Annotated in this window: 13 protein-coding genes and 1 pseudogene; 9 read left to right on the top strand and 5 right to left on the bottom strand. The window is 41.6% G+C overall.

Features of this window, described 5'->3' with window-relative positions; all coding sequences use genetic code 11:
- Position 1: 1 nt before the first annotated feature.
- Positions 2-1,033, top strand: coding sequence for a type II toxin-antitoxin system antitoxin DNA ADP-ribosyl glycohydrolase DarG (gene darG / locus QMF37_RS14650; protein WP_078080644.1), 1,032 nt, complete (start codon positions 2-4; stop codon positions 1,031-1,033).
- Between the two features lie 208 nt (positions 1,034-1,241).
- On the opposite strand, the gene QMF37_RS14645 is transcribed toward darG, so the two are convergent.
- Positions 1,242-1,463, bottom strand: coding sequence for a hypothetical protein (locus QMF37_RS14645; protein WP_283478668.1), 222 nt, complete (start codon positions 1,461-1,463; stop codon positions 1,242-1,244).
- 148 nt (positions 1,464-1,611) lie between these two features.
- Positions 1,612-2,715 (bottom strand): Fic family protein, encoded by a 1,104-nt coding sequence (locus tag QMF37_RS14640; protein ID WP_283478667.1) that lies wholly within the window; start codon positions 2,713-2,715, stop codon positions 1,612-1,614.
- Between the two features lie 537 nt (positions 2,716-3,252).
- On the opposite strand from QMF37_RS14640, the gene QMF37_RS14635 reads away from it, so the two are divergent.
- The 3 genes from QMF37_RS14635 (at position 3,253) to QMF37_RS14630 (ending at position 4,334) form a co-directional block, all read left to right on the top strand.
- The gene (locus QMF37_RS14635; RefSeq protein ID WP_283478666.1) at positions 3,253-3,450 is read left to right on the top strand and encodes a DUF7686 domain-containing protein; all 198 of its coding nucleotides are present in this window, start codon (positions 3,253-3,255) and stop codon (positions 3,448-3,450) included.
- 5 nt (positions 3,451-3,455) lie between these two features.
- Positions 3,456-3,542, top strand: a complete 87-nt coding sequence (locus QMF37_RS18300; protein ID WP_481861833.1) for a hypothetical protein — start codon at positions 3,456-3,458, stop codon at positions 3,540-3,542.
- Between the two features lie 138 nt (positions 3,543-3,680).
- Complete coding sequence (locus tag QMF37_RS14630) at positions 3,681-4,334, top strand: YecA family protein (protein ID WP_283478665.1); 654 nt, start codon at positions 3,681-3,683, stop codon at positions 4,332-4,334.
- A gap of 233 nt (positions 4,335-4,567) precedes the next feature.
- Here the strand turns inward: QMF37_RS14630 and QMF37_RS14625 are convergent, their stop codons facing one another.
- Complete coding sequence (locus tag QMF37_RS14625; RefSeq protein ID WP_283478664.1) at positions 4,568-4,831, bottom strand: hypothetical protein; 264 nt, start codon at positions 4,829-4,831, stop codon at positions 4,568-4,570.
- A 473-nt stretch (positions 4,832-5,304) separates the two neighbouring features.
- Between QMF37_RS14625 and QMF37_RS14620 the strand changes: the two genes are divergently transcribed.
- Together QMF37_RS14620 and QMF37_RS14615 are read left to right on the top strand one after the other, a co-directional pair.
- Positions 5,305-6,702, top strand: a complete 1,398-nt coding sequence (locus QMF37_RS14620; RefSeq protein WP_283478663.1) for an alanine/glycine:cation symporter family protein — start codon at positions 5,305-5,307, stop codon at positions 6,700-6,702.
- Positions 6,703-7,003: 301 nt separating this feature from the next.
- On the top strand, positions 7,004-7,279 hold the full coding sequence (locus QMF37_RS14615) for an excalibur calcium-binding domain-containing protein (protein ID WP_283478662.1): 276 nt from the start codon (positions 7,004-7,006) through the stop codon (positions 7,277-7,279).
- A 183-nt stretch (positions 7,280-7,462) separates the two neighbouring features.
- Here the strand turns inward: QMF37_RS14615 and QMF37_RS14610 are convergent.
- Positions 7,463-8,329, bottom strand: a pseudogene (locus QMF37_RS14610) (ATP-grasp domain-containing protein); the annotation flags it as partial.
- Between the two features lie 11 nt (positions 8,330-8,340).
- A complete protein-coding gene (locus tag QMF37_RS14605; protein WP_283478660.1) occupies positions 8,341-9,399 on the bottom strand; it encodes an LLM class flavin-dependent oxidoreductase in 1,059 nt (352 codons plus the stop codon).
- Between the two features lie 414 nt (positions 9,400-9,813).
- Between QMF37_RS14605 and QMF37_RS14600 the strand changes: the two genes are divergently transcribed.
- The 3 genes from QMF37_RS14600 to QMF37_RS14590 all read left to right on the top strand — a co-directional run bounded on the left by QMF37_RS14600 (position 9,814) and on the right by QMF37_RS14590 (position 13,519).
- The gene (locus QMF37_RS14600) at positions 9,814-10,773 is read left to right on the top strand and encodes an S-layer homology domain-containing protein (protein WP_283478659.1); all 960 of its coding nucleotides are present in this window, start codon (positions 9,814-9,816) and stop codon (positions 10,771-10,773) included.
- Positions 10,774-11,499: 726 nt separating this feature from the next.
- Positions 11,500-12,981: a sensor histidine kinase gene (locus tag QMF37_RS14595; protein ID WP_283478658.1), complete on the top strand. Its 1,482-nt coding sequence runs from the start codon at positions 11,500-11,502 to the stop codon at positions 12,979-12,981.
- Positions 12,950-13,519, top strand: a complete 570-nt coding sequence (locus tag QMF37_RS14590) for an ANTAR domain-containing response regulator (RefSeq protein ID WP_283478715.1) — start codon at positions 12,950-12,952, stop codon at positions 13,517-13,519. Before QMF37_RS14595 ends, QMF37_RS14590 begins: the two co-directional genes overlap by 32 nt.
- Positions 13,520-13,757 lie beyond the last annotated feature (238 nt).

The following is a 13,757-nucleotide window of genomic DNA, read 5'->3' as shown; positions in this document are numbered from 1 at the left end:
AATGATTATTCGGTCTTCAGGAAATTTACTGGAAGATTCGGCAGAAGCATATGTGAATACAGTTAATACCGTCGGAGTTATGGGAAAGGGAATTGCACTGCAGTTCAAACAGGCATTTCCAGATGTGTTCAAGCAATATGCAAAAGACAGTAAGCTAGGGCAAGTAAAAGTCGGCAGTATGCACGTTGTTCCTGTAGAAGGATTGACAAACCCTAAATACGTCATCAATTTCCCAACAAAAGAGCATTGGAAAAATCCCTCAAAAATGAATTACATTGATTTGGGACTTCAGGATTTAGTGAAGACCATAACCGAATTGGGGATTCAGACAATTGCCATTCCGCCTCTTGGCTGCGGGAACGGAGGACTGGAGTGGGATAGCGTTCGCGTTAAAATTGAGCAGGCCTTCAAAGATGTTCCAGTGGAAGTTCATTTATACGGACCAGCTGGCTCGCCTTTGCCCGACAAGATGAAAATCGGGACAACGGAGCCTCGGATGACAAAAGGGCGTGCTCTATTGCTTTCCCTGATGGATAGCTATTCTGGACCTGGGTATCGGCTCTCTCATTTGGAGATTCAGAAACTGGCTTATTTTTTGCAAGAAGTCGGAGAACCCATGAAACTGCGATTTCAGAAAAATAAATATGGTCCATATGCAGACAGTTTAAATCATGTGCTTCAACGAATTGAAGGTCATTTTATTCGAGGCTACGGGGACCGGAGCAGTGAAGCGGAAATCTATCTGTTGGAAGATGCAGCAGACCATGCAATTGCATTTCTTCGGAGAGACAGAGAGTCCCTCAAACGCTTGAAAAAAGTGAATGAGATCATTCAAGGATTCGAAACACCATATGGAATGGAATTATTAGCGACGGTCCATTGGGTGGTGAAACAATATCCAGAACGATCAATGGATTTATCTTTTGTGACGGAACAAGTTCAGAATTGGAGCAATCGCAAGAAAGAACTATTTTCAGCGAAACACATTGAAAAGGTATGGCGGTATCTTTTATCGCTGAATCGTGCTTCTTAAGTAAATGGAGTCCTTGCCCAAAAGACCTTCTATTTTATAGACGAAGCTTGAAAATCGCATCTTAAGGAAAGAAGTTGAATAACGAAAATGCCACCTTCAATGAAATCAATCGATTTCGAAGGTGGCATTTGTGTAGTTGCTGATCTACATAACTAGTCGTAATTGCACCACTCACGGGGAGTGTTTAGGAACTGTGGAGAAACATCATTTATATCGTTCCGTTTTGTTTTCCATATTCCTTTTCAACCATCAGAAGGATTTTTGTCTCATCTTTAGAGCGAGGGCGTTGTCTACCCGTCTTTAAATCAGAAACAATTTCTCCTGTTCTCTCTTCTACCGTTTTCAGGAAATCATCTGGCAGAGTCGACTTAGAATTTCGACGCTCCTTCATAGCAATACGTGCAATTTCCAGTTTACGTTTAGACTCCATTGTCGATCACCTCTTTACCGCATACTAGCACATTTTGTGGCAATCCATATAATCGTAGCTCACAGGGACCATTTGAGAAATTTGGAGGATAAAAAGAGAACAAGGCCCCAATTTCTCAATATGGGAAGGAGAGTCTTTACGTTGCCAGTTACTCTTTCATGATCGCGATTAAGTCATAGAGATAATAACGTCGATTCCGTTGACGATCGTTTCCGAATACCAAATTTTGCTGAACTAGCTGCTTTAGGCTTTGGCGTATCGTGACAGGTGCAAGGCCTGTCAACACCTCCAATTGTTTAACGTCCGCAATCGGTGAATGGAACATGGCGCGCCAAACTTTTTGTGTAGAGGGTTGCGTTAACCTCGCTAATCCGGACTGGTAAAGTTCTTCTGCCTGATTTAGTTTATCATACTGGTGGCCGGCCATTTTGATGGTGGCATCTAGGAAAAAACTGATCCAGGACTTCCAATCGGGAACCGGTTTGTCGATGCCACGGACACCGTTTAATAACGCGTAGTACTTGAATTTTTCTCGTTCCAACTCTTCGCTCAAGAAAAAATAAGGCGTTTCAATCAGTTTGCTCTGCAATAAATAAAGAACGATTAAGATTCGACCCAATCGGCCATTCCCGTCCAAAAAAGGATGAATCGATTCAAATTGGGCGTGTATGATGGCTGATTTGATCAGTGAATGCAGCTCGTCCGACGGTTCTTCTGCATAGGGATTGCCATTGATGAACCGTTCCAGATTCGTCATATACTGATCCATCAATTGCGGTTCTGGAGGGATATAGGCCGCATCTTTCAACTGGTTAGTGGGACCGATGAAATTTTGGACACGCCGGTAGTTGCCAGAGGCACCCGAAGAACCTCTTGCGTTTTTCATGAGGACTTCATGAATCTGCCGGATTAATCGTTCGGATAAGGGATAGCCAGCTTGCACCGCTTCGATTCCAATGGCCAATGCTTCCTGATAGGTTCTCACTTCAGTCTTTTCCCAGTCGTCCTGGTGATCCAATTGATCCTCCAACATATCGTGGAATGTCACTTGCGTCCCTTCAATTCTTGTCGATTGCACAGACTCCATCAATGTAATCAATTCCAAAAAGGATTGATTGACTACGGAATAACGCAATTTCTCCTTTAACTTCTCCAACTTGGCCAAGGCTGTCACGACTTTCTTGTAGAAAAACAATTCGGTTTTACTATCAAACTCAACAGGGAGGAAGGGCAAAGAAAACGGTTGCTTCAAATAATCACCTCTAACATAATTTATTTTCCTATTTTTATTTTAATGCATTTTATATCAGTGTAGCGATATTTTTTGTTCGTTTTATAACGTAAGTATGTGTGTTAACTCAGATTCTATCAGTGAAAAAATCACGCCAGGCAAAGAATTTCGAAGAGCGCAATTGTATTGATGAAGAGCGTTAACTCGTCATCAATAAGCACAGTAACCTTATGGAGAAAATGTCCCAGTAAAGCCGTGAGAATCGCCATAAATCAACGCTGCATCAGCCGTGGCACCAACTTTTCTGCATTAGAGGTGACGAACAGATGTAGCATTCCAATTTGTTGGATTTTCGCTTAGTGTAAAGAGAAAGAGTAAGTGAGAAAAGAGGTGCGGATAGGTCGCTATGTGACAGATGCGGAAAAAAAGATGCCTATAGTCACTGGAATTCAAAAGAAGAGTCGGAGCGTCTTTGTGTGGAAGCGACAAGTTATCCAGACGGCGTAACGATTCAAGACGGGGAAGGCAAGCCCTATCCATTTCGGTTGAGAAAACGAGATGGGTGTCAGTATGGAAGCGGAAGAGCTAGAAGATGGGGGTTATCAGTTTACCATCCATGGTGAGCTAGACGTGGATCAAGGGCAGTTGTTGGAGTTGATTGCCAAGGCTGAACGAGGAATGGCTGAAATCTACATCCAAAAAGGCGAATTCCAAATGGCCAGTGCTAGTATTCGCTCCAACATGACCGCTTACTAGGACGCATCGATTCGGATTTATCAGAAAATCCAATGCCGTTAGTGGCGATTGATGGGAAATCCTATAAAACTGGAGATGTTCGATCAGTTTGAGGAAGTCGAGTAGGAAAACAGAGTAGCTGTTCATGATAGAGAGTTCGAGGACGAATAAAAAGGTGAAATCGCATATGAAAGAACAGATCATAGTTGCGCTGTATGAATTTTAGAGAATCTCGAAGGAGGTCGTGCTAAATGATTGGACGCAATGATGCGTGCCCGTGTGGCAGCGGCAAAAAGTATAAGAAATGTCATGGTCAAGAACAAACGCTCGATTTGAAGGAACTGGCAGAGAGAGAACTGGCGGTCATCAACCGGCGATTTATCGATGAAGGCATGAACATCACCCATGTCGAGGAAATGATTCAGCGGGATAACCAGTGGTTCACAGCGTTGGAAGCGATTTTTCCTCCTTATTTAATTAGTAATTTGTCTTTTGAGAGTTATGCTTATATAGAGAACCGTGATTTATGGGTGGCGTTTGTGAAGCGCGAACTGAAAAACAATCATCGGACTGGCGTAACAAGAGTGCTTGAAGCATGGTTGCACCCGCTATGGATCCTGGCGGAAGTGCTTTGTGAAAAGGATGGGGTGCTAGAAGTTAAAGACGAGATGAGCGGGATTGTTTATACGATTAAATCTGAGGCAAACAGTAAAGAAGGGGATTGGCTGTTCGGCATCGCTTTTTATAATTCGGATGCAGCGGACAACCATTTGCAGATCACGAAAGGCTTGCTGTTTATCCTTCAACACCGTAAAGATGTAATGGAAGCGGTTTATGCTAAACTGAGCGATTTCGATAACGACTCGCTCAGGCTTTATTGTTCTTTTGAAAAATTGCATGAGTAAGATTAAGTAGACAAGAAAACGCGTCTTTTTAAGCGGAACAATTCCGTCTAGACAAAGAAATGGGATAGAGAAAATACCACCTTCAGTGAAATCAATCGATTTCGAAGGCGGTATTGTTTAGTTAGAAATCCTGTTAACGACATTCGGAAAATCGCTGATTACTGGAAGTATTCATATGTCGTTGGATTACATAAACAAATATGCGGTTCCTAACTAGAGACGAGCATGCACTGTTAGTTTGTTTTTTTATCAAGTCGTCGCCGGAGTGTTAGTGCTGAAATCGCAAGGACCACGAAAGCCATTGCTGAACCGGCCGTAAGGATCTCCCATACCGTGTCGGATGACGGGTTGAATAACTGAGCAACCGATAGGATGAGGACAGCACCTGTTACGCCCATTCCTAAAATTGTCGACGCCAAAATTTTGTTCATGCTCCTACCACCTTTCGCTAAAGTAAAAAAAGCTACTCCTGTCATCATACCAGCACCATGTGCCATTGCAATCACGGACTGCCAGATGTCTAAGGCTAGGGAGGAGGGGAAAAGGGAATTATCGACTCGCGGAAACTCCTTTTTTAAAGATGGGCGATTCTAAAAATAGAGGTGAAGAGGACCGGCCTGCCTGAGCAGCACCGACCACTTTTTACTTCTATAGATAGGCAAGAACGCTATGTGGCGCATGGGAATGACAACTTTATGAAAGCCAAAGGTCGGTGGGCGTTTTGTAAGAGTGGAAGGTTAACGCATGGAGTGGGAAATTGTATGTCTAAAGCGGGTTGATCGGGTAGCTGTAAAAAACTAATCGCAATTTTTTACATTAAGTTATTTTAATATTTTGATAATTTGAGTGATGCAAAATGTCTCTATATAAATTTCTCCTATTTTGTTGGGAAATTTCCTGATTTGAGTTTATTCCTATTTTGATTAGGGAAAAAATCTATATCTTGAAATAGTATTGAGGGGGAAATTCGTTGGAGCGTTTTTTGCAGGGGGTTGCTGATTTTTCAGCTTGGTTATGGGGAGTTCCACTCATCACCGTGTTGCTCATATCAGGTCTTTACATGACAGTGAAACTTGGCTTTTTTCAATTTCGTTATTTTGGTTACATCGTTGGGCAAACTTTTGGCAGTGTCTTTAAAAAACCAAAAGGAGAAGGAACAGTTACGCCTTTTCAGGCATTAACCTCGGCTCTGTCTTCGACAATCGGAGCGGCTAACATTGTCGGGGTGCCGGCCGCGATTATGTTTGGTGGACCGGGTGCTGTTTTTTGGATGTGGGTTATTGCGTTGATCGGGATGGCGCTGAAATTTTCGGAAAGCGTACTTGCTGTTGAGTACCGTGAGAAAAACAGCGTGGGCGAATTTGTCGGCGGGCCGATGTATTACATGACCAAAGGCTTGAACATGAAATGGTTGGGGATTTGGTTTTCATTCGCCTTGATGATTGAATTGATCCCGAGCATCATGGTGCAAGGAAATTCCATCGCGACGACAGTCGAAGCGACATTCGCTATTCCAGCGTTGTGGACGGGCATTGCGACAGCGATCCTGGTGTCGATTGTGGTCTTTGGCGGCATTAAGCGTATTGGAAAAGTGACGGAAATTTTTGTGCCGTTTATGGCCTTGGTTTATGTCGGAGGGGCTTTGGTCATTTTGCTGATGAATGTTAGTGCCGTTCCGGAATTCTTTATGCTGATTTTCAGCAATGCCTTTTCGCCTGCACCGGTGATGGGTGGCTTTGCAGGCGCAGCGATTGTGGAAGTGATTCGCTGGGGATTTGCCCGCGGCCTGTATTCAAACGAGGCGGGACTCGGTACGGCACCTATTGCTCACGCAGCGGCGATGACCGATCATCCTGTGCGTCAAGGATTCTGGGCGGTCATTGGGGTAGTCGTCGATACGCTAATTGTGTGTACGGCAACGGCTTTTGTGGTGTTGTCTTCAGGTGTCTGGACAGAAGAAGGCGCAATGGAGAACTCTTCTGCGCTAACGAGTCTTGCTTTTGAATCGTATTTCGGCCAATTTGGCGCCGTTCTCGTTACGATTTGTTTGATTTTCTTTGTGTTGTCAACGATTTTGGTCGTTGTGTTTTACGGGGCTAAGCAGGCGGAGTTCTTGTTCGGCTTAAAGGCTTCTTACGGCATGCAAGTCGTTTACATTTTGGCGGTTGTGTTAGGAGCGGTTGGTACAGCAGAAGTGATTTGGGGCTTCCTAGACATTATGCTTGCAGCCATTCTGATTCCGAATGTTTTCGCTATTTTGCTGTTGAGTAAAAAGGTAAAGGCGTTGACGGTCGAGTTTTTCACAGCGGATCCGTATTACAAAAAAGACCAACGAGAGAAAAAAGAGAAGAAAGCAGCAGGCGTGTAAAGCTGTGTTTTGGAGAGTAAGTTTGCGTGGTTAGGTAATGTAAGTTGTGAAAGCTCTATTGCTGAGGACTTTGTGTTCTTGGGAATGGAGCTTTTTATGTAGAAAAGAAAAAAGACGACGAATTCCACATGATTTTATTAAATAGCTCTACAGAAAAATTATTTATTTAAGGCTATAGTCTTAGGCTTAACTAACTGGTACACTAAGTGAGTTAACAATATTTGGATGACTTTTTTTGTCGTGAGTAAAGACGGCGACGGAAAATTTCAGCGCAAATAATTGCGAAGAGGAGGAAACAATAATGAAGAAAATTGGTTTTGCAATTATGTCATTGATGGTGGTTATTAGTTTTACATTTAGCGCAGCTCCTACGCCAGCAGACGCTGCAGGCGTAAAAGCGAAGACCTATGCCAACTGCACCGAAATCAACAAAAAGTATAAAGGTGGCATTGCTCGTTCTTCCAAAGTGAAAAACAAAGGCGGCGTAACGAAACACAAGCCGTTTGTTTCCCAAGCCTTGTATGACGCCAACAAAAAGAGTGATCGTGATAAAGATTTGATTGCTTGCGAGAAGTAAGCGTTTGGTGTGACTTGTGTGTAAGATGCAGTGCATGAAAAAACCGGTGCCAGGAATCACTCAGATTCCTGACACCGGTTTTTTTGTGGGAATTGTTTGGCAGTTGTGTGGGTGCCTGGCACCCACACAACTGCCGAGTAGTTGCGCGAGCTCCAGCATGCCGTTATTAACAGCAAACCCTTAAACGGCGGCCATGTAATTGGGGTTGGGAATGAAGTCGTACGGGAAAATTTAAACGTCGCGAATGAGGCTAAAATAAAAGGCAACGAACCCAATCTCGTTGAGGCGTAGGAAGTTCTCGTATTTTTCGATGATTGGATCATTGAATCCTTCTACGATTTGAAACTTCGGTTGTTCTTCTGTTTGTTCACCAGCAGGGCACAACAGATCGTCCACGCGGCAAGCATCTGCTGGACACAATTCGAATCCTTCTGACGTATCCACTTGTACTGCGTAAACAAAGTTTCCGCCCACAAATTCACAACGCGTGATAAACGGTTCGGGAGCTTGGATGTATTCCTGGATCAGCGTGATGCCGTCAATGGATGGCTCAAATTCGTCGCTGTCTAGGTATTGCTTTAGTGCATCGATTGAGTGGAACAAGCGAACGCCGAGCCCTTTGCCAGCGCGGTTATGTTTGGTGATGAACGCCGAAGCACCTAACTTCTCGGCAGCCTCGATGATTTGTTGCTGACCGTTCGCAGCAATTGTTTTCGGCGTTTTTATACCGGCAGCATTCAATGCCATGGACTGATTCACTTTGCTGACTTCGAGACGCAACGCGCGCGTGCCGTTAAAGACCGTTCTGCCATGGTGCTCGAGCCAAGCAAGTAAAGAATCGGCCATTTCCGGCGCAAAACGGTGACCTCTCGTGTGAGAAGAGGCACTCATGCGACTGTAAAAGACGCCTTCAGGAGGGGTGTCGTTCAAATCCACGAGCCCTTCATTGATAAACCAGTCTTCGTACGGCAATTCCAATTCGTCTAGCCGCTTAAATAAATGCGTCGTCCATTCTGCATTTTCGTGTATGACGTAAATCTTTTCAGTCATCAGTATCCTCCTTAGTTGGTAAGTTCTTTAAGAGCTTGTCGTTTTTCTTCAACGAGTGGCATGACTTGTTTTGAAAAGCGCTCCATTTCTTCCAGTTGTGGTGAAAATTGCAGCAGCAGTAAATCCAGTCCCACTTGCTCGTAAGCAAAAATCCGCTCAGCGATTTGTTCCGGTGTACCGATCAAGTTCGGACGAAGACCCCGGTTGGAGACTGAATAATCTTCCAGTTTTACTTGTTGTTCCAGTTGTGATTTGCTGACGAAATCGTCATAACCGACATAGCCGCTCGAATCTTTCATGTCGACAATGCGAGCATATTCCGTTGCCACTTCTTCTTCCGTATCGCGGCACACAACGTAAGCGGCCATACCAAATGACTGGAGCGGTGCTTTCCCAGCCAGGTGTCGCAAGTGTTTCATGTCTTTGATCTTCGCTGCGATTTCCTCTACCGTACCGCCGTGCATCACATAAGCGTCGCATGCGTCAACAATCGATTTCTTGCCGCGTGGGCTTTCGCCTCCAGCATAGAGAATAGGATTCGGACGTTGTACAGGCTTTGGTGCGAGACGTGCATTTTGGACATCGTAGTATTTTCCGGTAAATGAAAACTCTTCTTCAGTCCACATGCCTTTGACGATTTGCAAAAACTCATCTGTCCGGTCGTAACGTTCATCGTGCTCAGTAAATTGCCCGCCGTATTGCCGGGCTTCTTCTGCCCACCAAGCCGATACGACATTTAACGTGAAGCGGCCATTTGAAATTCGATCAATATTTGCTGCCATTTTCGCAGTGACTGCAGGATGATGAAAAGCGGGCCGTATAGCTGTCATGATTTCGATTTTCTCGGTCACAGCAGCAAGTCCTGCCGCGGTCGACCAGGCTTCTAACGAATCAGCGGCCATTCCTTTTATATCATTTAAATTCAGTTCAGCGATCAACGTGATGTCATAGCCCCATTTTTCCGCTGACTGTACCACTTGTTTGGCATAGTCGAACGTAGTCGGCATGTTTTCATCTTCTACATTGCGCAGCCATCCCCCGAAAATCGGTAGCCAAAATCCATATTTCATCTATCAACCATTCCTTTCAGTAGGAGATTCCACTCTCACAACATTCACTCAATTAGTGAGTGAAACTAGTATACATTAAAACATTCTATTCTTACCAGCAAACTTGGTTTTAAATTGTTTGGAAGTTGTTTGGGTGCCTGGCACCCAAACAACTAAATACCGGTACCTTTTTCTTGAGTAGCATATTATAATCAGAATGTTAGTTAAAATGTAGTTAGAATGGAGTGGATATAATTTGGTTGTTTAGTATACATTACCTAGATGGATGATAAGAAAAAAAGTGTAAAGAACAGCAATTTTTCATATGAAATGCGTAGACAACAAGTGAGTCTAGTTTCACGTACGGTAAAGAATAAGGTCAATCTCGGTATACTCAAGTCATGCAGTTGTCTGACTCAAATTGGAGGAGAAAAAATGAAAGTTCACTCATCATTACTTACAAAAATTGCCCAATCTTCAGCTTTAACGATGTTGGTTGTCGCTTTTGCGGTTTCACCGGTTTCTGCCGCAACATTCACAGACGTGTCAGAACGCTATGAGCCAGCAGTCAATTACTTGGTCACTCAAGACATTACAAACGGTGTTTCGAAAACCAAGTTTGGCATCGATCAAAACGTTAAACGCGGAGATGCGGCAATTATTTTGGCGCATGCGCTTGGCTTTACAGAAAAAGATGCACCTTCTTCGGGATTTGGAGACGTACCGACACGCGGAGTCGTTGCTATTAACGCTTTAAAAGCAGCTGGAATTGTTAACGGAAAATCTACTAAGAGTTTTGGTTTTAACGACTTAATGAAACGCGGAGAAATGGCGTTGATGCTAACGAAATCAGCCGCCTATAACATTAAAGGTGACAAATCGAAGCTTACTTTTACGGATGTAAATGACCGTTATGCAGATGCGGTTGCAGCTCTTGTTGATCATAAAATCACGACAGGAAAGTCAACTGCAAAATTTGGAACAAATGATCTTTTAAAACGAGGGGAATATGCTGTTTTTATTCATAAAACTGAACAAAGTATTGAAAAAGAACCGGTTGTGCCTTTTACGTTAACAAAGTATCAAGGACTTTGGGAAACCAAAAGAGCGAATAGCCAAGATCCGTATCTGTCTGTGAATATTGAAAACATTAAAGGAAACATAGCTAAGGTTCAAGTCGATTCCATGTCTTATGGTGCGATGTACATTGGCTCGGTAGACAGTGAAGCAAAATTTGTAGATAACAAAGCGAGAATCTATTACAGCGAAGATGGTTTTAATGGAAGTGGTGTCATCACAATCGAATTGTTAGAAAATGCGGTAGGGGTAACAGTCGTAAAAAGCAATGAAAGAGGCTATCTATTCGAAGGGAAATACAAAGCTTATAAAAAGTGAAAGCTCGGGGGTTGTGATTCTTTAAAAGACAATTCATAAGAACCGTTTTGAAGTTAACAGAATAAGTTGCAAAAGCGACTATTGGAATCTATTTGATTCCGGTAGTCGCTTTTTTTAGTTTTGTGGATTTAAATTGTTTGGGAATTTGCCTGGTTTCTGAACTGGAAATTGGCAACAGACCTATCTTAGAAACTTTTATGGTGGGATCAAGAGTTTTTTATGAAGTTTTAGTGAAAACTTCATTGGGGTTAGAAATGAGTGATTACAACCAACATGCTACTTTTGAAATTAATGGATTTTGGAGGTGGCATTTTTTGTGGTAACTGGTTTTCGTGAGTAGAGAAAAATCATGATCTGTAAATGCGGATAGTCAAACTTGAGACTTTATATTAGAGCGATTCGATTTTTTTCAGATTACTTAAGGATGGTAATGATTAGAATGGAGGGGATTCAAATACGAAAGATTAACTTTCTTTGTCCCTAAGATACTGGCAGAAGAACAATTCGGTCTCACTTTAATTATTGGAGCGATGTAAATAAAGAGTGTTAAATAGTTAACTATGCGACTGCTTATATACGTAAATTTGAAAAAAGCGTTAAGAAAGAGACATCAAGAAGCTAGCAAGCCAGTACCCAGAAATGTAACTTGTTTAAAACTTTATACCTAAAATTAAATTGACCAAATCATTATGGATATGTATAATAAATTCAAATAATTCTAACAAAATGGAGTGGAAAATCTTATTGTCGATTTCGCAATTAGAAGACCTATGTGTGTCATCTACTAACTTAACAAAAGAAGATATTGATGTATTGAAAAAAACAGCTTCTACCTTACAAATATATGCAGATCTTTCAGAGTCTTATATGTTTATTGACTGTAAAATGAAGCACAGTGAAAATGCAATTGTCGTAGCCGAAGCTTTCCCTACAACTAGCAACCCACTTTACGAAAACTCCGTGGTTGGAAAAATTGTATTCGAATCTTTTGAGCCAGGTGTTTTTTACAGTTATCGAAAAGGCAAAAAATCCGCAATCCGCAAAGCATTAACTCAAGAAGGGAAATCAGTAGAACAAAGTGTAATGCCCATTAGCAACGGCGCTGATGAGGTGATTGGGGTCATCATTCAAGAAAAAGAAATTCCTTCTTTTCTTATGTTGAATAATGATTCGCAGAGTTTTTCATTAAACTCTCAATCGTTTGAAGAAGTTCTCGGAGAAAACAATCGAGGGCTACCATTGGTTTCAGATTTACTGATGGAAATTTTTCTGTTGACAGATGCTGAAAATCGTTTAGTCTATGTGAATCCTGTAGGTGTTCAATTTATTGTTGAAATGAGCAAGGAAGAAAAGTTTAAAGATAAGAATTTGCTAGATTTTCTTCCTTTCCTCCAACCAGTATTTGAGCAAGAAGAAGATGTTTTCGTATTTGAGTTAACGTTAGACCATAAAAATTTAGTTGTTAAAAAAGTTAGGCTCAGGGAAAAAGGCAAAATAAAAGGTACATTGTTGATCATTCAAGATTTAACCGAGTTGCGGATGAAAGAAAAAGAGTTGATGATGAAGTCACTCGTCATCCAAGAAATTCACCACCGTGTAAAAAATAATCTTCAAACCATCGCTAGTTTAATTCGGCTGCAAATGAGAAAAGGCATACCGCTTGAGAGCAAAGTTTATTTCGAAGACACCTTAAATCGAGTCTTCAGCATATCAACTGTTTATGAGTTAATTTTAGCTAATGAAAACGTAGATCAAGACGATGTCGATATTATTAAATTGGTAGAAAAAATAGCTTCAACAATAATTGTGAATGAGAACGACAAAAAAATTCGATTACAGATTATAGCAAATGGCAACAAAATATTGTTCCCTTCCAAGAAAGCGGTTTCAATTTCTTTAATCATAAATGAACTTGTCCAAAATTCAGTAAAACATGCTTTTCCAGTGGATGATGTAGGTGAAATCATCGTTAGTTTTTCTTCTGATGAAAAAAATTTAGAGCTACAGATTTCCGACAATGGCGTCGGAATAAAAAAGCTCAAGCCTTCGTTAGGATTAGAAATAGTAGAAAACTTAGTTCAGCATGATTTGAATGGTGAATTTCAATACTTACCTACACGCAGGGGGACATTAGCTGCAATCCAGTTTCCAATAAGTCCGGAGGTAATTATTGACTATGAAAAAAAGGATTTTAATAGCAGAAGATGAATCAATTATTCGAATGGATATTAAGATGATGCTTGAAGACAACGGTTATGAAGTTGTGGGAGAAGCGGGAGACGGAGATCGAGCGATTGAGTTGGCATTTTCGCTAAAGCCTGACTTGATTTTAATGGATATTAAAATGCCTAAACTTGATGGACTAAAAGCGAGTCGCATCATAGCAGACCAATTAGATCTTCCTATGTTGATACTGACAGCCTATAGCCAAAAGGAATTTATAGAAAAAGCTCAACAAGATAATATTCTCGGATATTTGGTAAAACCAATATCTGAAACCAATTTAATTCCTGCAATTGAAGTAGCACTCCATCAAGCAGGAAAAGCCAAACAATTAAAACAAGAAGTTAAAACTGCTGAACAAGAAATTAAAATAAGAAAGTTAATTGAACGGTCAAAAGGGATTTTAATGCAAGAAGAGCAATTAACTGAAAAAGAGGCTTTTAAAAAGCTACGAGATTTGAGCATGTCGCGGCGAATGACAATGGAGTCGATTGCCAAAGAGATCGTTTTTACACAAAAGTAAATAGTTACGAGCAAAGACGCTTAAAAGAACTTTTTTAAGTGTCTTTTTTTATGTCATTAATGGAGGTGATGGATATAAAGGGATAAGAAGTGCTGGGCGGAATTTTACATATCGCCGATTGTAAAATTAAGCTAGACAACTAAAAAAGTCATTCATGGTACACTCTACATGTATTTTCCGACCAAAGAAAAACAGAGGAGTGACCACGAATGACCTACACCCATCTTACCACGGATGA

It is taken from the genome of Planococcus sp. S3-L1 (assembly GCF_030063085.1).
GTDB classification, from domain to species: domain Bacteria; phylum Bacillota; class Bacilli; order Bacillales_A; family Planococcaceae; genus Planococcus; species Planococcus kocurii.
Note: the sequence above shows the minus strand (reverse complement) of the source record. Positions and strands in the feature narration are given on the sequence as shown.

Coding starts and splice junctions, on each gene's coding strand:
- darG (WP_078080644.1), top strand. CDS start 2: ATGATTATTCGGTCTTCAGGAAATTTACTGGAAGATTCGGCAGAAGCA.
- QMF37_RS14645 (WP_283478668.1), bottom strand. CDS start 1,463: ATGGAGTCTAAACGTAAACTGGAAATTGCACGTATTGCTATGAAGGAG.
- QMF37_RS14635 (WP_283478666.1), top strand. CDS start 3,253: ATGGGTGTCAGTATGGAAGCGGAAGAGCTAGAAGATGGGGGTTATCAG.
- QMF37_RS14630 (WP_283478665.1), top strand. CDS start 3,681: ATGATTGGACGCAATGATGCGTGCCCGTGTGGCAGCGGCAAAAAGTAT.
- QMF37_RS14625 (WP_283478664.1), bottom strand. CDS start 4,831: ATGGCACATGGTGCTGGTATGATGACAGGAGTAGCTTTTTTTACTTTA.
- QMF37_RS14615 (WP_283478662.1), top strand. CDS start 7,004: ATGAAGAAAATTGGTTTTGCAATTATGTCATTGATGGTGGTTATTAGT.
- QMF37_RS14605 (WP_283478660.1), bottom strand. CDS start 9,399: ATGAAATATGGATTTTGGCTACCGATTTTCGGGGGATGGCTGCGCAAT.
- QMF37_RS14600 (WP_283478659.1), top strand. CDS start 9,814: ATGAAAGTTCACTCATCATTACTTACAAAAATTGCCCAATCTTCAGCT.
- QMF37_RS14595 (WP_283478658.1), top strand. CDS start 11,500: ATGGAGTGGAAAATCTTATTGTCGATTTCGCAATTAGAAGACCTATGT.
- QMF37_RS14590 (WP_283478715.1), top strand. CDS start 12,950: ATGAAAAAAAGGATTTTAATAGCAGAAGATGAATCAATTATTCGAATG.